Source organism: Streptomyces sp. BK239, from assembly GCF_004217285.1.
Taxonomy (GTDB): domain Bacteria; phylum Actinomycetota; class Actinomycetes; order Streptomycetales; family Streptomycetaceae; genus Streptomyces.
The window spans coordinates 232,503-251,685 of the sequence record NZ_SHKS01000002.1; the positions used below are offsets into that span (position 1 = coordinate 232,503).

The 19,183-nt window shown below is 74.3% G+C and carries 18 protein-coding genes and 1 pseudogene; 3 read left to right on the forward strand and 16 right to left on the reverse strand.

Going from position 1 to position 19,183, the window contains the following annotated elements:
* Positions 1-8: 8 nt before the first annotated feature.
* The 5 genes from EV567_RS06935 to EV567_RS06955 all read right to left on the reverse strand — a co-directional run bounded on the left by EV567_RS06935 (position 9) and on the right by EV567_RS06955 (position 5,889).
* The gene (locus EV567_RS06935) at positions 9-770 is read right to left on the reverse strand and encodes a GvpL/GvpF family gas vesicle protein (protein ID WP_130437769.1); all 762 of its coding nucleotides are present in this window, start codon (positions 768-770) and stop codon (positions 9-11) included.
* Positions 767-1,195 (reverse strand): gas vesicle structural protein GvpA, encoded by a 429-nt coding sequence (locus EV567_RS06940; protein ID WP_130437770.1) that lies wholly within the window; start codon positions 1,193-1,195, stop codon positions 767-769. The genes EV567_RS06935 and EV567_RS06940 overlap by 4 nt, the downstream gene beginning before the upstream one ends.
* 58 nt (positions 1,196-1,253) lie before the next feature.
* A complete protein-coding gene (locus tag EV567_RS06945) occupies positions 1,254-1,655 on the reverse strand; it encodes a gas vesicle protein (protein ID WP_130437771.1) in 402 nt (133 codons plus the stop codon).
* Between the two features lie 164 nt (positions 1,656-1,819).
* Positions 1,820-3,676, reverse strand: a complete 1,857-nt coding sequence (locus EV567_RS06950; RefSeq protein WP_130437772.1) for a transketolase — start codon at positions 3,674-3,676, stop codon at positions 1,820-1,822.
* A gap of 443 nt (positions 3,677-4,119) precedes the next feature.
* Positions 4,120-5,889, reverse strand: coding sequence for an NAD(P)/FAD-dependent oxidoreductase (locus EV567_RS06955; protein WP_242620706.1), 1,770 nt, complete (start codon positions 5,887-5,889; stop codon positions 4,120-4,122).
* 168 nt (positions 5,890-6,057) lie between these two features.
* Here EV567_RS06955 and EV567_RS06960 point away from each other — a divergent pair, with 168 nt between their 5' ends.
* On the forward strand, positions 6,058-7,011 hold the full coding sequence (locus EV567_RS06960) for a TIGR03557 family F420-dependent LLM class oxidoreductase (protein ID WP_130437773.1): 954 nt from the start codon (positions 6,058-6,060) through the stop codon (positions 7,009-7,011).
* A gap of 72 nt (positions 7,012-7,083) precedes the next feature.
* On the opposite strand, the gene EV567_RS06965 is transcribed toward EV567_RS06960, so the two are convergent.
* Positions 7,084-8,133: an SDR family oxidoreductase gene (locus tag EV567_RS06965; RefSeq protein WP_130437774.1), complete on the reverse strand. Its 1,050-nt coding sequence runs from the start codon at positions 8,131-8,133 to the stop codon at positions 7,084-7,086.
* A 6-nt stretch (positions 8,134-8,139) separates the two neighbouring features.
* Entirely contained in the window at positions 8,140-8,589 is a 450-nt protein-coding gene (locus tag EV567_RS06970; RefSeq protein WP_130437775.1) for a phage holin family protein, read from the reverse strand.
* A 104-nt stretch (positions 8,590-8,693) separates the two neighbouring features.
* Between EV567_RS06970 and EV567_RS06975 the strand changes: the two genes are divergently transcribed.
* Positions 8,694-9,044 (forward strand): VOC family protein, encoded by a 351-nt coding sequence (locus tag EV567_RS06975; RefSeq protein ID WP_130437776.1) that lies wholly within the window; start codon positions 8,694-8,696, stop codon positions 9,042-9,044.
* Positions 9,045-9,060: 16 nt separating this feature from the next.
* Here EV567_RS06975 and EV567_RS06980 read toward each other — a convergent pair whose 3' ends face one another.
* The 6 genes from EV567_RS06980 to EV567_RS07005 form a co-directional block, all read right to left on the reverse strand.
* On the reverse strand, positions 9,061-9,960 hold the full coding sequence (locus EV567_RS06980; protein ID WP_130437777.1) for an arginase family protein: 900 nt from the start codon (positions 9,958-9,960) through the stop codon (positions 9,061-9,063).
* A 32-nt stretch (positions 9,961-9,992) separates the two neighbouring features.
* On the reverse strand, positions 9,993-10,559 hold the full coding sequence (locus EV567_RS06985) for a GNAT family N-acetyltransferase (RefSeq protein WP_130437778.1): 567 nt from the start codon (positions 10,557-10,559) through the stop codon (positions 9,993-9,995).
* 72 nt (positions 10,560-10,631) lie between these two features.
* Complete coding sequence (locus EV567_RS06990) at positions 10,632-11,555, reverse strand: LD-carboxypeptidase (protein ID WP_130437779.1); 924 nt, start codon at positions 11,553-11,555, stop codon at positions 10,632-10,634.
* Positions 11,552-13,504: a prolyl oligopeptidase family serine peptidase gene (locus EV567_RS06995; RefSeq protein WP_130437780.1), complete on the reverse strand. Its 1,953-nt coding sequence runs from the start codon at positions 13,502-13,504 to the stop codon at positions 11,552-11,554. Before EV567_RS06995 ends, EV567_RS06990 begins: the two co-directional genes overlap by 4 nt.
* A gap of 15 nt (positions 13,505-13,519) precedes the next feature.
* Positions 13,520-14,824: a M20/M25/M40 family metallo-hydrolase gene (locus EV567_RS07000; protein WP_130437781.1), complete on the reverse strand. Its 1,305-nt coding sequence runs from the start codon at positions 14,822-14,824 to the stop codon at positions 13,520-13,522.
* A 24-nt stretch (positions 14,825-14,848) separates the two neighbouring features.
* Positions 14,849-15,682 carry a M55 family metallopeptidase gene (locus EV567_RS07005; RefSeq protein ID WP_130437782.1) on the reverse strand — a complete coding sequence of 278 codons (834 nt, stop codon included), beginning with the start codon at positions 15,680-15,682 and terminating at the stop codon, positions 14,849-14,851.
* Positions 15,683-15,792: 110 nt separating this feature from the next.
* Between EV567_RS07005 and EV567_RS07010 the strand changes: the two genes are divergently transcribed.
* A complete protein-coding gene (locus tag EV567_RS07010; RefSeq protein ID WP_130437783.1) occupies positions 15,793-16,686 on the forward strand; it encodes a sigma-70 family RNA polymerase sigma factor in 894 nt (297 codons plus the stop codon).
* 326 nt (positions 16,687-17,012) lie between these two features.
* Here the strand turns inward: EV567_RS07010 and EV567_RS07015 are convergent, their stop codons facing one another.
* From EV567_RS07015 to EV567_RS07025, 3 genes and pseudogenes are all read right to left on the reverse strand, one after another.
* Positions 17,013-17,354 carry a DoxX family protein gene (locus EV567_RS07015; RefSeq protein WP_130437784.1) on the reverse strand — a complete coding sequence of 114 codons (342 nt, stop codon included), beginning with the start codon at positions 17,352-17,354 and terminating at the stop codon, positions 17,013-17,015.
* A 102-nt stretch (positions 17,355-17,456) separates the two neighbouring features.
* Positions 17,457-18,182: a class I SAM-dependent methyltransferase gene (locus EV567_RS07020; RefSeq protein ID WP_130437785.1), complete on the reverse strand. Its 726-nt coding sequence runs from the start codon at positions 18,180-18,182 to the stop codon at positions 17,457-17,459.
* A gap of 148 nt (positions 18,183-18,330) precedes the next feature.
* Positions 18,331-19,047, reverse strand: a pseudogene (locus EV567_RS07025) (PAS domain-containing protein); the annotation flags it as partial.
* Positions 19,048-19,183: the final 136 nt, after the last annotated feature.

Here is a 19,183-nt window from a genome sequence, read left to right on the forward strand (position 1 = left end):
GCCGGCCGCTACACCGCGTGCTCGGCCGACGGCACCGCGGGCTTCGCGGGACCGGGTTCGACGAAGCTGTACGGCGGCAGCGGCCCGTTGACGCGGACCTCCAGGTAAGGGCGGCTCTCGCGCAGCGATTCCGCCGCCTCCAGGAACCGTGCCGCGGAGTCGCGGTCCACCAGGAAGGACACGTTGGCCAGCCAGCCGGTGGACTCGGGGCCCGCCTCGACGTCGGCGGCCAGCGGCTCCAGCGCCTGCCGCACCTCCGCCGCGTCCGTGGCCTCACGGGCCTTGACCGCGGCCGCCACCATCTCGCCGAGCTGGAGCTTCTGCTCGTAGGTGCCGCCGCCGGCCTGGCGGTTGGCCTCGGCCATCCCGCGCAGTTCGGGGCTCTCGGCCATCACCTGGTGCAGGACCGCCTCCTCGACGTGGGAGGCCTTCACGTTGTACTCGACCTTGTTGTCGAGGGCCGCCAGCCGCTCCCTGTAGTGCTCCATGCGCTCGGCGAGCACGCCGGTGACGGCGCTGTCGTCGGGGGCGACGCTCCCGAAGCGCATGGGCAGCACGCACCCCTCGGCGCCCGCCTCGGCGAGGACGTTCTGGTGGGCGAGCAGGTCCTTGCGCTTGGGGCGCAGATTCTCCGGGGCGTCGCTGACGATCGCCGCGAGTTCGCCCTCCGTGAGCACCCGGATCTGCATCGGCGGGTCGCCCACACCGCCCAGGCCCTCCGGGAGGGCCGGGTGGGAAGCGGCGGTGATGCCGTAGACGTACGTGCTCACTCCTGCTCCTCCTTACGGCTGCGCGAGGCGGTGGACTTGCGGGCACGCGGCCGCGACTCGGTCTCGCTCTCCTCGCGGGCCTGCTTGAAGGCCCCCGAGATGGTCTCGGCGGCGCCGGACAGGGCGCCCTTGGACTTGCCGCGCGCGCCGGACTCGGTGACCTCGCCGACGATCTCCGGCAGCCCCGGGCTCTTGCGCGGGCCGGCCTCCAGGTCGAGGCGGTTGCACGCCTCGGCGAAGCGCAGATAGGTGTCGACGCTCGCGACGACGACACGTATGTCGATCTTGAGGATCTCGATGCCGACCAGGGATACCCGCACGAACGCGTCGATGACGAGTCCCCTGTCGAGAACGAGCTCCAGGACGTCGTAGAGGCCGCTGGAGCCGCCTCCGCCACCGGACTGCTGTGCCGGGACAACGGTCATGCCGACCGCACCTCCTTGTCTCGCGGATGATGTTCGGGATGTGCCGGGGCCGGGCGGTCTAGCGACCGCCCCGCCGATGTGCGTCGGCCCGTCCGCGCTCGTAGCGGCGAACGCGCCGGTAGCCGGTGAGCTGGCCCTGCGGGTCGAGCTCCACCTCGTAGCTGGCCATGAGGCTCATGGTGTCGGGCACCCGCTCCAGTTCGAGGACCTCGACCTCGAGCGACCAGCCGTCCTCCGTCTGCGTGAAGGACGAGACGCTCTCGGCGGTCATGCCCGTCAGCTCGGCGAGCTGGGCGCGCGCCTGACGCAGCACCTCCATCGGGCTCGGCCGGTCCGCCACGGTGTCGTCCTCGTCTCTGCGGGTGTCTCGGGTGCTCCGCTCGCTGCGCTCCGGAGCACTGTCGTCTTCCTGTGAAGACCGTGAAGTCTTCGTCTCCGATGTGTTCTTCGTGTTCGCCATGACCACCTCTCCTTCCGGGTGGCCTGAAGGTTGTTGGCCAAACCTTCACGAGGGCACGGGTCTGGGCCGCCGCGCGGACACCACTGCGTACCGGCGGTACGTGTATCAGCCACACGAGTCGGCGGGGCCGCGCCGGGCGAGGCGCCGCCGACGCGGGCCGCCCGTCACGGCACGACCGCCGTCTCCACCAGCAGTCGCGCCGAGGCGGCGATCGACTCGGCGTCGATGCCGGCGGCGTGCAGCTGCTCGTCCGGGCTCGCCGAGCCCGGCATCGTCCGCACTCCCAGCCGCACCAGGCGGGGCACCGGCCGGCCGTCGGCGAAGGCTTCCGCGACCGCGTCGCCGAGGCCGCCCTCCTCGTGGTGGTCCTCCACCGTCAGCAGACAGCCGGTCTCCTCGGCCGCGCGCCGCAGCGTCTCCCGGTCCACCGGCTTGACCGAGTACAGGTCGACGACCCTGACGTCGACGCCCTCACCGGCGAGCGCGTCGGCGGCCTTGAGCGCCTCGTGCACGGTGACGCCCGCCGCCACCACGGTGAGCCGGTCCCGGCCGGAGGAGCGCAGCACCTTGCTGCCGCCCACCGGGAACTCCTCGTCGGGCCCGTAGATCACCGGGCTCGCGCCGCGCGAGGTGCGCAGATAGCGGACGCCGTCCAGCTGGGCCATGGTCGCGACCAGGCGGGCGGTCTGGTTGGCGTCGCACGGGTACAGCACGGTGGAACCGTGCACGGCCCGGAACATCGCCAGGTCCTCCAGGCCCATCTGGGAGGGCCCGTCCTGCCCGATGGCCACACCCGCGTGCGAGCCGACCAGGTTGATCCCGGCCCCGCTGATCGACGCCATCCGCACGAAGTCGTACGCCCTGGTCAGGAACGCCGCGAAGGTGGAGGCGTACGGCACCCGGCCGCGCGCCGCCAGGCCCACCGCGGCGGCGACGAGCTGCTGCTCGGCGATGTAGCACTCGAAGAACCGCTCGGGGTGCTCCTTGGCGAAGAACTCGGCCCGGGTGGAGTCGCTCACCTCGCCGTCGAGGGCGACGACATCCTCGCGGGCGGTGCCGAGGGCGGCGAGCGCCTGCCCGTAGGCGTCACGGGTGGCGACGCCCTTGTCGGGGTCGCCCTTCTCCCAGCGCGGCAGGTCGAGACGCCCGTCGGCGACGGCGTGCAGCAGCCGGGCGCTGGGCGGCGGCTGCACCCGCACGCGCAGGTCGCGGACCCCGCCGAGCTCCTCGATCGCCTCGTCGGCGTCCGGGAGCGGCTTGCCGTGCAGCCCCTCGCGGTCCTGGACGGCTTCGACGCCCTTGCCCTTGAGGGTGCGGGCGAGGATCGCGGTGGGCTGGCCCTTGGTGGAACAGGCCTCGCCGTAGGCGCGGTCGACGGCGTCCACGTCATGGCCGTCGACCTCGACCGTGTGCCAGCCGAAGGCCTGGAAGCGGCGCGCGTAGGCGTCGAGGTGGTGCCCGTGGCGGGTCGGGCCGCGCTGGCCGAGCCGGTTGACGTCGACGATGGCCACCAGGTTGTCCAGCTGCTCGTGTCCCGCGTGCTCGGCGGCCTCCCACACCGATCCCTCGGCCATCTCGCTGTCGCCGCACAGCACCCACACCCGCGCCTCGGAGCGGTCCAGCCGCTTCACGGCGAGCGCGATGCCGACGCCGACCGGCAGTCCCTGCCCGAGCGAGCCGGTGGCGGTCTCCACCCAGGGCAGCCGGCGCGGGGTTGGGTGCCCTTCGAGCCGGCTGCCCAGCTCCCGGAAGGTGAGCAGCTCGTCGTCGTCGACGACCCCGGCCGCCTTGTAGGCGGAGTAGAGCAGCGGGGAGGCGTGGCCTTTGGAGAGGACGAAGCGGTCGTTGCCGGGGTGGTCGGGGCGGTCGAAGTCGTAGCGGAGGTGGTGGGCCAGCAGGACGGCCATGAGGTCCGCGGCGGACATCGAGGACGTCGGGTGCCCGGACTTCGCGGCAGCGGCGGCACGGACGCTGTCGACGCGCAACTGCTGTCCGAGTTCGGTGAGTTCGGCGGTGTCCATCGGGTCGCTGATCTCCTTCCACGGGTCGGGGGTGCGAGGGCTGTCGTTGGCTCCTGATATCTGTCGGGCCGCGGCCCCGCCGGGCTCGCGCTCCCCGGCGGCTCACCACGGATCCCTCACGAGCGGACCCATCACGGGCCCACTGAGCGGGCCGGTCACCCGGGCTGACTCACCACCGGGCTGGTCCTGCGCGGTCTCACGGCCCGGCAGGTTCCTGACGGGCTCACCGCCCGGCTGGTTCCTGACGGCGTCGCCACCCGGCTGGTTCCCGGTGGGCTCACCGCCGAGCTGGTCCTGCGCGGTCTCACCGCCTGCGGCTGCGTCATGGCGGGCTCACCCTCCGGCTGGTTCCTGGCGGCATCTCGCGAGCCGGCTGACTCTTCACGGGCTCTCCGCCGGGCCGGTTCCCGGCGGGCCCACCGTCGGGCCGGTTCACGGCGGGTTCACCGCGGGTTCCGCTGGGTGGGGCGGCCGCCGGGCTGGTTCTTGGCGGGTTCGCCGCCCGGCTGGTTCTTGGCGGGTTCGCCGCCCGGCTGGTTCTTCGCGGGTTCACCGCCCGGCTGGGGCTTCGTGGGTGTGGGTTCGTCGGCGGCTTCGTCCTTCGGCGGCCGGCCGTCCGTCCCCGTGGGGCCGTCGTCGTGTCGCCGCTTCGCGGGTTCGTTCTTCACCGGCTCGGGTGTGGGCGAGGTGATCGTCCGGGTGGTGTCCTCGCCGCCGCCCCCGCCCACGGCGCTCTCGACGGCGGTTCCGTCGGCCTGGGCCGGCTCGGGCTGCACCCGGCGCCGCGCGGGCTCGGTGCGCACCGGCTCGGGCGTGGGCGAGGTGATCGTCCGGGACGTGTCCTCGCCCCCGCCGCCACCCCTGGCCCGCGATCCGTCGCCGTGCGCGCTGTCACCGTGCGGCCCGCTCCCGGCCGGGGCCCGGACCAGCTCCGGCGAGGCGGTGTCCAGCGGCACCGCCCAGGAGCGGACCAGGCCCAACTGGACGCCCTGGCGCGGCAGTACGGCGTCCAGGAGCCAGTCGGCGGCGACCCGGACGCGGTTGCCGGGCATCGCGGCGAGATGGTACCCACGGGTCACCACGCCCGCAGGCAGCCCGGAGAGGTGGACGCCCAGCGGGTTGGCAGCGGCCTTGACCCCGCCGAGGTCGACGACGAAGCCCATGTCCTTGTGCCGGTAGGGCCGCAGCTCGCGGCCGGTCAGCGAGGCGGCGATGTTGTGCGCGGCCACCTTGCCCTGTCGCCAGGCGTGCTGCGCCGTCATCGGCGTGTACTGCCCGGGCTTCTCCAGATCGGGCACCGCGGCGGCGTCACCACAGGCGAACACCTCGGGCCGGCCCGGGACCTGCAGCGTCGGTTCGACCAGGAGCCGGCCGCGCTCCAGGGGCAGTCCGAGGGACTCGGCGAGCGGGTCGGGCCGTACGCCCACGCACCACACCAGGGTGTGGGTGTCGACGGACTCGCCGTCGGTCAGCAGGACCCCGTCACGGGTGGCCTCCTTCACGGACGTGCCCATCCGGACGTCGACGCCCCGTCCGCGCAGCACGGAGTCGGCGGTGCGCGAGAGCCGCTCGTCCAGTTCGGGCAGGACGCGGTCGGCGATGTCGAGGAGCATCCAGCGCGGCCGTACGTCCTCGCGCAGCGGGCGGGAGCGCACCAGCGCGTCGGTGAACAGCTGTCCCTGCGCGGCGACTTCGGTGCCGGTGTAGCCGGCGCCGACCACCACGAACGTGCAGCGCGCCATGCGCTCGTCGGGGTCGTCGGCGGTGGCCGCCAGCTCCACCTGCCGGGTGACGTGGTCACGCAGGTAGAGCGCCTCGGGCAGGCCGCGGAAGCCGTGCGCGTGCTCGGCGACGCCGGGGATGGGCAGCAGCTTGTTGACGCTGCCGGCCGCGAGCACCAGCCGGTCGTACTCCAGCGTGTCCTGGCGGCCCTCCGGGTCGGTGTAGTGGACGGTGCGCCCGTCGAGGTCGACGCGGCCCGCCTCGCCGAGCACCAGCCGCACGTCGGGCAGGGTGCCGGAGAGGGAGACGGTGACCCGGCGCGGTTCGAGGATGCCGGCGGACACCTGGGGCAGCAGGGGAAGGTACAGGAAGTAGTCGGTCGGGTTGAGCAGGGTGATGTCGGCCCGGCCCCGGGCCGCCCGCGCCAGGCTGCGGGCCGTCCGGTACCCGGCGAATCCGGCTCCGACGATCACGATGCGGGGTCGACTCACGATTCGCCTCCGGTTGGGGAGTCGTACGGTCGTACAAGGGCTTCCGCGTCCCCCTGGGCAGGGGGGCCAAACGTCGCCGGTGCGCGCGGTCGCGGTTTCCCGGCCGGGCGCCGGGTACCCGGGCAGGCGACCCCCACCCACCCGCGGCACACCAGCGGAGGTTCCCCCATGCCCGAGTACGGCTACTTCCTGTCCACCGAGGAACACGGCCCCGCCGACCTGATCGAGCAGGCACGCATGGCCGAGCAGGCCGGATTCCAGGCGCTGTGGATCTCCGACCACTACCACCCGTGGAACGACGCGCAGGGCCAGAGCCCGTTCGTGTGGTCGGTGATCGGCGCGCTGTCGGAGGCGGTGTCGCTGCCGATCGAGACGGCGGTGACCTGTCCGACGGTGCGGATGCACCCGGCGGTGGTGGCGCAGGCCGCCGCCACCGCGGCGGTGATGACCGACGGCCGGTTCCGGCTGGGCGTCGGCTCGGGCGAGGCCCTCAACGAGCACATCCTCGGCGACGCGTGGCCGCCCGCGCAGGTGCGTCTGGAGATGCTGGAGGAGGCGATCCAGATCATGCGCCGGCTGTTCACCGGCGAGGAGGTCAGCCACCACGGCACCCACTACACGGTGGAGAACGCGCGCCTGTACACCGTCCCCGACCAGCCGGTGCCGATCGACATCTCCGGCTTCGGCCCGAAGGCGACGGCGCTGGCCTCCCGCGTCGCCGACGGCTACATCACGATGATGCCGGAGGAGTCGATGGTGGAGCAGTTCCGCAAGGGCGGGGGCGGCGGGAAGCCGGTCAGCGGCGGCACCAAGGTCTGCTACGGCACGGACCGCGAGGAGGCTCTGCGCACGGCGCACCGGCTGTGGGCGAACGAGCTGCTGCCCGGCGAGCTGGGCCAGGTCCTGCCCACGCCGCGCCACTTCGAGCAGGCGCAGTCGCTGGTCACCGAGGACATGGTGCGCGAGAACCGGGTGTGCGGCGACGACGTCGACGAGCACGTCTCGGCGCTCACGGCGTTCGCCGACGCCGGCTTCGACCGGGTCTACGTCAACCAGATCGGCCCGGACCAGCGGGGCTTCTTCGACTTCTACCGTACGAAGGTGCTGCCGCAGCTGTCGTGAGGCGCCCCCGACGCCGCAGGCCGGGACCCACGACGACGGCGGGGTCCCGGCCTGCGGTGTGACGGCGGTGGTTCAGACGGCGCGTGCCTTCCGGCGCAGTCCCGCCGTCACCGCCGCGCCGACGCCCGCGGCGAGCAGCCCGGCGCCGACCCGCCCCCGGTTGCGGGAGGCCCACTCCTGCGGGCTGTGACCGATCGCCTCGTCGTCGAAGCGGCCGTGGGCGCCGTGGTCGTGCCCGTGGGGGCCGTCGGCGGGTTCCCACAGGTTGCCGGGGCCGTGGGAACCACGGGTCCCGCCCTCCTGCTGCCCGTCGAAGGCGGTGCGGGCCAGGTAGCGGTCGAGGAGGCCGGGGATGACGGCGTTGGCGACGAGGGTGGCGGCGGTGGAGCCGCCCACCCAGTACTCGCGCCGCCGCGCGTGTCCGGCGGCGTGCACGATCGCCCGGGCGGCGACCTCGGGCTGGTACACGGGCGCCACCGGGCGGGCACGGCCCGGCATCCGGTTCAGAACCCAGTCGAACTGCGGGGTGTTGAGGCCGGGCAGCTGCACCATCGTGGTCCGCACCCGGCTGCGGGAGTGCAGCAGCTCGCAGCGCAGGGACTCGTTGAACCCCTGGATGGCGTGCTTGGCTCCGCAGTACGCCGCCTGGAGGGGAACCCCTCGGTAGGCGAGCGCGGAACCGACCTGGACGATCGTGCCGCGGTCGCGGGGCAGCATGTGCCGCAGGGCGGCGCGGGTGCCGAACACGAAGCCCAGGTACGTCACTTCCGTCACCCGGCGGAACTCGTCGGGGGTGATCTCGGTGAACGGGGCGAAGACGCCGGTGAACGCGTCGTTGACCCATACGTCGATGTGGCCATAGGCGTCGACGACCTGCTGTGCCGCGTCCTCGACCGCTTTGGCGTCGGCCATGTCGACGCTCACGGTCAGCGCCTCGCCGCCCGCCCGCTGCACTTCGTCGGCTGCCGCGGCGAGGCCCTCACGGCCCCGGGCGAGGAGGGCGACACGGTCGCCCCGGGCGGCGAAGGCGCGGGCGGTGGCCCGCCCCACTCCCCCGCTGGCACCGGTCACCACGACGACCCTGCGTCCGTCGTCCACCGCCGTCCTCCACGGTGCGCGCATCCGGCATCACGCCCCGTGGTGCGGGCCGTCGGGGCCGCCCTGCCGGGGCACCTCGGGCGGGGTGGACGGCATCGGCGGGACGGACATGCCGAGACCGCCGGCGGGCGTGCCCACGGGCGGGGCGGCGAGGCCCGCTCCGGCGTCGGGGTGGCCGCTCGTGCGGCGGTGCGGGCGGGCGGCGCCGCGCAGCACGTACGCCAGCACACCGAGGATCGCCGCGGTGATCAGCGCGGCGGCCCAGTCGGGCAGCACGAGGGCGAACGCCAGGCCCACGGCGAGGGAGACGGCGGCGCCCGCGTACAGGGCGAGGGCGCCGGACGAGGCGTACAGCACGGCCGTACGGCGCTGCTTGCGGGTCTGCTCGCGCACCTCCTCCCGGATGGTCTCGCGTGCCACCTGCGCCAGCTCGTCGACCAGGTGCTTGTCCAGATGCTCCAGGTGATCCATGCGCTCCATCGGGCTCGGGTACCCGGGGTGTGCGGAGGATAACGCCGCGGAACGCCATGGGGATCGGGTGAAGGCGCCCCGCCTGCGCCGCCGCCCCAACTACGCTCTCACGCATGGAGATTCTCGGAACGACGCTGCGGGTCTGCGTCGACGACCTGGAGGCCGCCGTCCCCTTCTACGAACGGCTCGCGAACGCGCCGGCGCTGCGTTTCGAGCGCGCCGGGGTGCACGTCGCGGCGGTCGGCTGCTTCCTGCTGATGAGCGGGCCCGCCGCCGAGCTGGAGGTGCTGCGCAAGGTGGCGGCGACGATCGCCGTCACGGACGTGGACGAGGCCTACAAGACCCTCACCGACCTGGGCGCGAACATCCTGGCGGGCCCGGTGTCGACCCCGGCGGGCCGAAACCTGGTGGCCCGCCACCCCGACGGCACCCTCTACGAATACGTCGACCGCCGCCGGGGCTGACTGGGCGCGCGCCCGTTCATGCCCGCCCGAGGGCCGCGACGACGAGGTCCGCGAGCAGCGCCCCCGCCGTGCCCTCGGGGTCCAGATCGGGGTCGTAGATGGTCACGTTGAGGCCGGCGCAGCGCGGAGAGGCGAGCAAGGGGCTCAGCAGGCCGACGAGTTCGTCCGGAAGCAGGCCGTCGGGGTCGGGGCTGTCGACGGCGGGCATGACACTCGGGTCGAGCACGTCGGCGTCCAGGTGCACCCAGAACCCGTCCAGTCGGGGGGTGTCGAAGGCCTGGGCGGTGGTCCGGCCGACGGCCTCCGGCCCCTGTGCGCGCAGGTCGCCCACCGTGAACACCGGCATCTTCAGCTCGACGAGTTCGGCGCGGTCGTCGGCGAACTCGTCGCGGATGCCGAAGAACCGCACGTCCTCGTCGCGCAGATAGGGCCCGAGGCCCTCCAGGTCGGTCAGGTCCTGCTGGCCCCGCCCGGTGGCGAGGGCGACCTCCTCGCCGCCCGCGGCGCCCACGCGGTCGGAGTTTCCGGGGTGCCGGAAATCCGGCGAAGCGTCCACCGCGACCAGACCGTAACGGCCGATGCGGCGCAGCGCGAGGGACGAGCCGAGCCCGATCGAGCAGTCCCCGCCGAGCACCACGGGGAAGTCCCCGGCGCGCACATGGCGCTCGATCCGGTCGGCGAGCCTCGCAGTGTAGGAGGCGAGGGCTCGCGCGTTGAAGACGCCGTCCCCCTCCCGCCAGTCGCCCCGGTCGTAACGCGGCGGGACGACCACCCCGCCCTCCAGGGCGCCCAGCCTCTGGACGATCCGCTGTTCGCGCAGCGCACCGGCGAGCTTGTGGCAGCCGGGGACGGTGCCGGGAGCGGGCGGGCGCAGGCCCAGGTTGGAGGGCGCGTCGAGCACGACGAGATTCCGCATGCGGGCATCCTCGCGGACGCCGGGTCGCGCCTTCAACGGCGTTCTCGGGCGGGCGTGGATCTCATCTCCGCCGTCAGGGCCCAGCGTTGGTGGTCTCGCCAGGCGCCGGCTATGTGGATCAGGCCCGGGGAGAAGCCCTCCAGGCGGAAGCCGCAGCTCCGGGCGAGGGCGATCGAGGCGGCGTTGCCGGGCTGGACGTTGATCTCCAGGCGGTGCAGCCGCATCGGGCCGAAGGCGTGGGCGACGACCAGGTCGAGTGCCTCGCGCATCAGTCCCCGCCCGGCGGCGTGCGCGAACGCGCCGTAGCCCAGCGCCCCGTTCTGGAAGGCGCCCTGGACGATGTTGTTGATGTTGACGAATCCGGCGATGGCCCCGTCGTCCTTGGTGCACACCAGGAAGCCGGCCTTGGAGGGGTCCTGGATCAGCCGGTCCGCGTATGCGGTGTACGCGCCGGGGGTGTCCGGCGGGAACAGCCACGGGCGGTGCAGGTCGTGGCTCTCGCGGGCGCGGGCGGTGAACTCGGCGCCGTCCGCGTGGGTGAAGTGGCGTATGCCCACGCGGGGGCCCTCGGCGAGGTAGCGCGATGCGGTGTGCGGCATCCGGCCAGCCTAGTCAGCCGCGCCGCCGCACGGCGTGGGCGCCGCACAGCGCGCCGACGGTCCTCCCGCCGCTCAGATCAGCGCGGGCGCGTCCAGGGTCAGTGTCCCGGCGTCGGCGTCCAGCTCGGCGCTCACGCCGAACGGCACGGTCAGCGCCCCCTCGCAGTGCCCGAAGCCCAGCTCCTCCACGACGGGCACCCCGAGTCCGCCCAGCCGGTCGGCGAGGACGGGGCGCAGCCCCTCGTAGGGGCCGCAGCCCTCCCAGGAGCCGAGGGCGACGCCGGCGACGCCGTCGAGCCAGCCGGTGCGCAGCAGTTGGGTGAGGGCGCGGTCGAGACGGTACGGCGGCTCCCCCACGTCCTCCAGCAGGAGCAGTCCGCCGCGCGCGCCGGCACGGGTGTGCGGGGTGCCGTAGCCGGTGGCGAGGAGGGTGAGGCAGCCGCCCAGGGTGACGCCCCGGGCCCGGCCGGGGGCGAGGGCGGTGCCGGTGGAGGCGAGGACGCGGACGGTCTCCGGGGCGAACAGGGTGGCCCTCAGGTGGTCCTGGGCGCGGGCGTTCTTGATGAAGTCGACGCCGGCGGCGACGGGGCCGTACAGGGTGACCAGGCCGAGGCGGACGGCGAACGCCTCCTGAAGGGCGGTGCTGTCGCTGAAGCCGATGAACACCTTGGGCCCGGCCGCCCGCATGGCGTCCCAGTCGAGCAGGTCGACGACGCGCTGCGCGCCGTAGCCGCCCCGTGCGCACATCACGGCGTCGACGGACGGGTCGCACCAGGCGCGCTGGAGGTCGGCGGCCCGGTCGGCGTCCTCGCCCGCGAGGTGGCCGAGGGTGCGGTGCCGGTCGAGGGCGTGGGGCGCGGCCACCGGGTCGAGGTCCCAGCCGCGCAGGACGTCGAGACCGGCCTGGAGCCGCTCCTCGGCCACGGGTCCGCTGGGGGCGACGACCGCCACCCGGGCGCCGGGGGCCAGCCGGGAAGGGCGTACGAGGTCGTTCACCGTGTGAACTCCAGGGTCGGGATGCCGGGCGGACGCAGCCCGAACACCTGAGCGTACAGCGAGAGCTCGGCCTCCAGGGCGCGCACCATGGTCTCCGCCCGCCGGAACCCGTGCCCCTCCCCCTCGAAAGCGAGGTAGGCGTGCGGGACGCCGCGGCCTGCGATGCGGGCCAGGAGGCGCTCGGCCTGGGCGGGCGGGCAGATCACGTCGTCGAGGCCCTGGAGCAGCAGGAACGGCACGCGGATCCGGTCGGCGTGCTCGACGGGCGAGCGTTCGGCGTACCGGGCGGGCACCTCGTCGAGCGGCCCGACGAGGGTGTCGAGGTAGCGGGACTCGAAGTCGTGGGTGCCGCCGGTCGCCCAGGCCGCGAGGTCCAGGACGGGGTAGACAATGGTGCCGCAGGCGTACACCCCGGCGCCCGTGAGCGAGACGGCGGCGGTCCAGCCGCCCGCGCTGCCGCCGCGGATCGCCAGCCGGTCCCGGTCGGCGGTGCCCTCCTCGGCGAGGGCGAGGGCGACGGCCGCGCAGTCCTCGACGTCGACCACGCCCCACTGTTCGCGCAGCCGGTCGCGGTACTCCCGTCCGTAGCCGCTCGACCCGCCGTAGTCGACCTCGGCGACGCCGATGCCCCGGGAGGTGAAGTAGGCGGTCTCCAGGTCCAGTACGAGCGGGGAGCGGTCGGTGGGCCCGCCGTGCGCCCGGATGACGTACGGCGGCAGCTCGGCGCCCGGGGCGACGCACCCGGGGTTGTGCGGCGGGTACACGTGCGCGTGGACGTCGCGGCCGTCGGGTCCGGTGAAGGTGCGCAGCTGCGGCTCGGGGTAGTAGGCGGGGTCCACGGTGTCGTCGTGCGGCGCGCCGATCACCCGGGCCCGGCCGGTGCGGGTGTCGAGCTCCACCACCTCGTAGGCGCTGCGCGGACTGGCGCCCACGCCGACGACGCGCTCGCCGTGCACGGCGAGGGTGGAGGCGAACTCGGTCCACGGCCCGGCCACGTCGACGACCTCGCCGCTCTCCGGGTCGAGGACGCCGAGCGCGGCGGCCCCCCGGCCGTGCACGACGGCGAGCAGACCGCCGGGAAGGGGCACGAACCAGCGGTGGCCGAGCTTCCACAGCGGCCCGCCGAACTCCTCCTCGCGCGGGCAGACGGGCTCGTGGTCGCGGTAGACGTTCCACCAGCCGGAGCGGTCGCTGGTGTAGAGCAGGCGGCCGTCCGCGGACCAGTCGACCTGGGCGACGGACTCCTCGGGCCCGCCGGCCACCACCCGGGCGTCGTCGAGCGCGCCGTCCGTCCCGATGCCGGCGACGACGACGTCCGTGCCGTCCCAGGGCATCCGTGGATGGTCCCAGGCCAGCCACGCGGCCCGCCGGCCGTCCGGCGAGATGCGCGCCCCGGTGACGAACCGCCGCCGGTCGTCGGTGAGTTCGCGTACGGCGGTCCGGTCCCCGGCGGCCGATCCGTCCAGCGGCACGGCGGCCAGGACCCGGCGCACGTCGGTGGGCCCGTCCCCGGTGAACTCCTCCAGTACGCACCACACTTCGCCCCGGTCGAGCAGCAACTGCGGTTCGGCCCAGCGCAGTCCGCCGCCCACCGGCGACAGCGGGGTCAGCGGCCGGGGCTCGCCGCCCGGCCGCCAGACGTACAGCCGCTGGTCGGCGAAGTGCGCGAACACCACCAGCGGTCGCCCCTCGTGGAGCGCGCCGGCCCAGGGCTGCCCGCCGTACTCGAGCACCCGGCTGCGCACGTTCCACGGAGCCGGCAGCACCGACTCCTCGGCGCCGTCGGCGCGCCGTCGCACCAGGGTGCGTCGGCCGCCCTCGGCGGGGCGGGGCGCCGTCCACCACACCTCGTCGCCGACGAAGCCGACGTACTCGGGCCGCCCGTCGTGCGCCGCGGCGAGCCGCGCGTCGAGCGGCGAGGGCCAGGAACCGTACGGCAGGATCTGCACGTCTCCCCCGCCCTCTCAGGCCGTGCGCAGGAAGCGGTCGAGGACGTCGACGCCGAAGTGGAGCGCCTCGACGGGCACCCGCTCGTCGACGCCGTGGAAGAGCGCCTGGTAGTCCAGCCCCTCCGGCAGTCTGAGCGGCGCGAACCCGTAGCCGGTGATGCCGAGCCGCGAGAACTGCTTGGCGTCGGTGCCGCCGGACATGCAGTAGGGCACCACGTGCCCTCCCGGCGCGAACTCCTCCACGGCGGCGCGCATCCGCGCGTACGTCGGCGAGTCCAGCGGCGCCTGGAGGGCGACCGTGTGGTGCTGGAACTCCCAGTCCACGTCGGGGCCGGTCAGTTCGTCGAGGGTGGCGCGGAACTCGTCCTCGCCGCCCGGCAGATACCGCCCGTCGACATAGGCGACGGCCTCGCCCGGAATGACGTTGATCTTGTAACCGGCTTCCAGCATGGTCGGGTTGGCGCTGTTGCGGACGGTCGCCTCCACCAGCCTGGCGGCCGGCCCCAGCTTGTCCAGCAGGGCGTCCACGTCGTCGAGGCGGGCCTCGAGGCCGTACAGGGCGGCCAGTTCGGTGAGCGCGGCCCGCACGGTCGGGGTCAGCCTGAGCGGCCACTCGTGCTCGCCGATCCGCGTGATCGCGGCGGACAGGCGGGTCACCGCGTTCTCCCGGTTGACCTTGGAGCCGTGCCCGGCGCGGCCGCGGGCGGTGAGCTTCAGCCAGCCGGTGCCGCGCTCCCCCGCCGCGATCGGGTAGATCTCCCGGCCGCCGCCGTCGTGGAAGGTGAACGCGCCGGACTCCCCGACGCCCTCGGTGCAGCCCTCGAAGAGGTGGGGGTGCTCGTCGGCGAGGAAGCCCGAGCCGTCCTCGGCGCTGGCCTCCTCGTCGGCGGTGAAGGCGACCACGACGTCACGCCGGGGCCGTACGCCCTCGCGGGCCCAGGCGCGTACGACGGCGAGGATCATCGCGTCCATGTTCTTCATGTCGACCGCGCCGCGCCCCCACACCACGCCGTCGCGGATCTCCCCGGAGAAGGGGTGCACGCTCCAGTCCGCTGCCTCGGCGGGCACCACGTCGAGGTGGCCGTGGACCAGCAGGGCCTCCGCGGACGGGTCGGAGCCCTCGATGCGGGCGACGACGTTGGTCCGGCCCGGCGTACGCTCCAGCAGCGTCGGCTCGAGTCCCGTCTCGGCGAGCAGCGCGGCCGCGTACTCGGCGGCGGGCCGCTCCCGGCAGTCCCCGCCGCCCCGGTTGGTGGTGTCGATGCGGATGAGGTCGGACGTGAACCGCACGACCTCGTCCCTCGCCTGCGCGTCAGCCATGCTGCTCCTCAGCCGTGTTGTTGCTCAGCCGTATTGTTCCTCGACCGCCGCCGAGGCGACCGTCGTGACCGCCTTGAACGTGCGGATGCCCTCGTACATGGTGCCGCTGGTGTACGCCACCTTGCGCTCCCCGATCCGCGCCACACCCGGCACCACCGTCGCGGCCATCGCCAGGTGTTCGGCGTCGAACTCCACCGCCACGGTGAACGGTCCTTCCTGCGACGGTTCCTGACGGACCGCCAGACGTGCGGCCTCCTTGGCCGCGGCCCGGATGTCGGCGGCGGTGCGGGCCGGCGTCCGGCACACGGCCGCGTACCGCGACACATGGTCCTTGACCGCCACCTTCAGCGCCTCGGGCGCGTACCCGAGGGCGTCCTCGCAGGCCACGTCGTCGCCCGTGACCAGCACCACGGGTACCCCGAACTCGGCGGCCACGCGCGCGTTGAGCAGCCCCTCACTGGCCCGTACGTCGTTCAGCCACACCCCGGTGATGGAGTTGGCGAGGTAGGTGTGCGCGAGGACGCCCTCCGCGCCGGCCCCGGCGTGGTAGCCGACGAAGGCGACGCCGTCCACGTCGCCGTGCTGGACGCCCTCCACCATGGACAGCGACTTGTGCCGCCCGGTGAGCATCTGGGCCCGCTCGTCGAGCTGTTCAAGGAGAAGGTTGCGCATGGTCCAGTGGGCCTCGTTGATCAGGACCTCGTCGGCGCCGCCGTCGAAGAAGCCGAGGACGGCCGCGTTGACGTCCGAGGTGAACAGCGCCCGGCACCGCTCCCACTGCGGGGTGCCCGGCAGCACGTCGGCCGGCCAGGTGACACCGGTGGCGCCCTCCATGTCGGCGCTGATCAGGATCTTCATACCGGCATCCGCCCTTTCCGGGAAACGCCCCGAGCTTAACGGGTCCGTTTCTGCTCTGATCTACCTCGCACGCCGCTCACCGCTCACCTTCGACGAACGGGGAACCAGCCATGACCGGGCGCATACTCTCGCCGGAACGCTTCGAGGCGGACCGGCCGCGACTGCGGGCCGTCGCCCACCGCATGCTCGGCTCGCTCGCCGAGGCCGACGACGCCGTCCAGGAGACCTGGCTGCGGGCGTCCTCGGCCGACCTCGGCGAGGTGAAGAACGTCACCGCGTGGCTGACCACCGTGGTGGGCCGGGTGAGCCTGAACATGCTGCGCTCGCGCAGGACGCGGCGCGAGGAGCCGCTGGAGGCCGCAGAGGCCGGCCTCGGGGCCGGCGGCGATCCCGAGGAGGAGGCGCTGCTCGCCGACTCCGTGGGGGTGGCGCTGCTCGTCGTCCTGGACTCGCTGGGGCCGGACGAGCGGCTGGCGTTCGTCCTGCACGACCTGTTCGCGGTGCCGTTCGACGCGATCGCCCCGCTGATCGACCGCACCCCGGCGACGACCCGGCAACTCGCCAGCCGTGCCCGCCGGCGGGTCGGGGGCGCGACGCCGGCGCCGGCCGGCTCACGGGCCGTGCCCGCCGCCGACGCGCCCCGGCAACGGCAGGCGGTGGAGGCGTTCCTCGCCGCCACCCGCGGCGGTGACTTCGAGGCCCTGCTCGCGCTGCTGCATCCGGACGTGGTCCTCACCGCCGACCGGTTCGTCGTGCCGACGCCGGAGCCGGTCGCGGTCGTCGGCGCCCGCACGGTCGCGCGGGGCGCGATGGCGGCGGCCGGCCGGGCCCGGTTCACCGGCCCCGCGCTGCTCGACGGCCGCGTCGGCCTGGTGATGGCGCCGCACGGGCGGCTGCGCCTGGCCCTGCTGCTCACGGTCACTGACGAGGGGATCTCCCGCATCGAGATCATCGCGGACCGCGAGCGACTGGCCGGGATCGAGGTGGCGGTGCTCGACGACTGAAACCGGACGGACGGACGCGGCGGCCGGGGGATCCCGGCCACCGCGCCCCGGGTCCGGCCCCGGTCGTGGCCGCTCAGACGTAGAGCGCGGGGACCCCGGCCGCCGCACCCCGGGATCCGGCTCCCGTCGGAGCCGCCCAGAACCAGAGCCCGGGGCCCCCTGGCCACCGCACCCCGGGTCCGGCCCCGGTCGTAGCCGCTCAGACTCAGAGCGCGGGGACCCCGGCCACCGCACCCCGGGTCCGGCCCCGGTCGTGGCCGCTCAGACTCAGAGCGCGGGGACCCCCGGCCATCACACCCCGGGATCCGGCTCCCGACGAGAGCCGCTCAGAACCAGAGCATCAGTGACGCGGCGGCCGGCGCCCCGTAGATCAGCGGGAACGGCAGGTGCGAGAACCAGCGGGCGCGCGCCACCGTGGCGGCGGCCCCGAGGAAGTACAGGACCAGGCCCGCCGCGGCCAGCACGCCGATCACGGGCACGAGGAGCCCGGCCAGCAGACCCGCCGCGCCGGCGGCCTTCGCGACGCCCAGCCATGTCCACCAGGCGCGCGGGACGCCGTAGTCGGCGAGCGGCTTCACGGTCCACTCGGCGCCGAGCAGCAAGGACGCGGCCGAGAACCCGGCCAGGACGGCTCCCAGGACGGTGACGACGACATAGGCAGTGGACATGTCAGTGGCTCCTCATCGGGGTGTCGTGCTCGCTTCACCCTCCTGACACGCCGCGCCCCGGAGGTGTGACAGCACCGGGGCGGAATGCCGCCATGACCCAGCTCACATCGTGCGTCCCGCCAGCAGCCACCTCGACGGCAGCTCGATCCGGGTGCCGTCCGGGGTGAACTCGGTCGTGGTGAGCGGGAGTTCACCGGAAGCGAGGACCGTGAGGCCGGCGGCGGCCAGATAGACGGGCACGGCCTCGTCGGCGACCTCGCCAGGGGCGATGCCGTGACTCAGGACGGGGGCGAACTTCGGGGGCGGTCCGGCGGGCCCGCCGGCCAGGTCCTCGAGGAGTGGCCGGGCCGTCTCCGACAGCTCGACGAGGAAGGCCCGGCCGGTGCCGCCGAGGAGGGCGGCGACACCGTCCACGAGCGGCTGGCGGTCGTCGGGCTCGCACTGGTGCAGTACGCCCCTCATATAGACGTTGGCGTCGCCGAGCTCGGCATGCAGCGTCTCGGCCTCACCCTGGGCGGCCGCGTCCAGCCGCCGGTACGCCGCGCGTCCTGCGGGGTCGGCGCGCCGGGCGTGGTCGAGGGCGGCGTCGGCCAGGTCGACGCCGATCACCCGCGGGAAGCGGTCGGCCAGGAAACGCGTCTGGGTGCCGTTGCCGCAGCCGAGGTCGACCAACGGCAGGGCGGCGTCGAGGAGTCGGGGCTCGAAGAAGGCGAGATGGTGGGCGGAGGTCACCGCGGGGTCCGCGTCCCAGAACACCCCGCCCGGCGTCGTCGGGGCCGCCCGCCAGAACCCCTCCCAGGAGTCCCGGTACCGACTCGTCACGCTCATGCCCAACTTCCCTTCGCGCGACGCCGTTTCGGCGTCACCCTCGTTCAGCGCCCCGGCGGCGTCGGCGCGCACCGGACGAACTTCCCGGCGGCCGTGCGGCTGGAGCCGCACCCCCGGGCCGGCGCGCTCACCACGCGGGGCCTCCGGCCCGTGCCCCGCGCCGCTGCACACCCCAGTCGGGGGTGACGGGCACTCGGTCGTTCCGACTGAACTCCAGTACGGGGTAGCCGAGTTCGAGGACCTGGGCGACGATGCGGGCGCTGTCGCCGACGCTGATGCCGGGCAGGATCCCGGGCAGCCGGCGGGCGAGTTCCCCGGCGCCGGGGACGTCGGTGTGCAGGGCGAAAGCGGGGGCGACGCATTCGACGGTCCGCCGGTCCGGCTCCTGCCGCCGGTCCAGGCTCTCGGCGTCGGCGGCCAGCACCAGCAGCCGCTCGGACCCCGGGCCGACGAGGGGGTACGCCCACCACAGGACGTCGACCCTGCCCTTGGCCCCCGTCCCGCCCCGCTCGGGCACGGTCAGCCGGGCCCGCCCGGCGGCCGGATGGCTCAGCGCGCCGTCGAGGGAGGCGTCATCGGCGTGGGAGGCCGGGCCCTCGCAGGGAAGGTCCTCGTCCACCTCGGGGAGCGCCCCGGAGACGGGGAGCAGGTCGATGGCGGGCCGGCCGACCGCCTCGTCCGCGGCGACGCCGAAGAGCCCGCGGGCGGAGCTGCTCCAGTGGGTGACGAAGCCGCCCCGGTCGACGACGACCACGGCGAGCGGGATGCGCGCGACGCCCGAGGGACCGCCCTCCGAAGGCCCGTCAGGTGGACCGGCGTCGGCGCCACGGCTGGGAGGTGCGTGCCTCTCGGTGCCGCGGTCCATGGCCCAGGCCCTCCCGGAGCTGCGCAAGATCTGTTCCGAAGGCACCACCGTACGGCGCGCGCGGCTCGCGATGTGCGTCATTTCTGTAATTGGTTTCACCGCCGGGCCGCCGGGGAACTCCCCCGCCCGGCGCACC

Coding starts and splice junctions, on each gene's coding strand:
- EV567_RS06940 (WP_130437770.1), bottom strand. CDS start 1,195: ATGACCGTTGTCCCGGCACAGCAGTCCGGTGGCGGAGGCGGCTCCAGC.
- EV567_RS06945 (WP_130437771.1), bottom strand. CDS start 1,655: ATGGCGAACACGAAGAACACATCGGAGACGAAGACTTCACGGTCTTCA.
- EV567_RS06950 (WP_130437772.1), bottom strand. CDS start 3,676: ATGGACACCGCCGAACTCACCGAACTCGGACAGCAGTTGCGCGTCGAC.
- EV567_RS06960 (WP_130437773.1), top strand. CDS start 6,058: ATGCCCGAGTACGGCTACTTCCTGTCCACCGAGGAACACGGCCCCGCC.
- EV567_RS06965 (WP_130437774.1), bottom strand. CDS start 8,133: ATGCGCGCACCGTGGAGGACGGCGGTGGACGACGGACGCAGGGTCGTC.
- EV567_RS06970 (WP_130437775.1), bottom strand. CDS start 8,589: ATGGAGCGCATGGATCACCTGGAGCATCTGGACAAGCACCTGGTCGAC.
- EV567_RS06975 (WP_130437776.1), top strand. CDS start 8,694: ATGGAGATTCTCGGAACGACGCTGCGGGTCTGCGTCGACGACCTGGAG.
- EV567_RS06980 (WP_130437777.1), bottom strand. CDS start 9,960: ATGCGGAATCTCGTCGTGCTCGACGCGCCCTCCAACCTGGGCCTGCGC.
- EV567_RS06985 (WP_130437778.1), bottom strand. CDS start 10,559: ATGCCGCACACCGCATCGCGCTACCTCGCCGAGGGCCCCCGCGTGGGC.
- EV567_RS07000 (WP_130437781.1), bottom strand. CDS start 14,824: ATGGCTGACGCGCAGGCGAGGGACGAGGTCGTGCGGTTCACGTCCGAC.
- EV567_RS07005 (WP_130437782.1), bottom strand. CDS start 15,682: ATGAAGATCCTGATCAGCGCCGACATGGAGGGCGCCACCGGTGTCACC.
- EV567_RS07010 (WP_130437783.1), top strand. CDS start 15,793: ATGACCGGGCGCATACTCTCGCCGGAACGCTTCGAGGCGGACCGGCCG.
- EV567_RS07015 (WP_130437784.1), bottom strand. CDS start 17,354: ATGTCCACTGCCTATGTCGTCGTCACCGTCCTGGGAGCCGTCCTGGCC.
- EV567_RS07020 (WP_130437785.1), bottom strand. CDS start 18,182: ATGAGCGTGACGAGTCGGTACCGGGACTCCTGGGAGGGGTTCTGGCGG.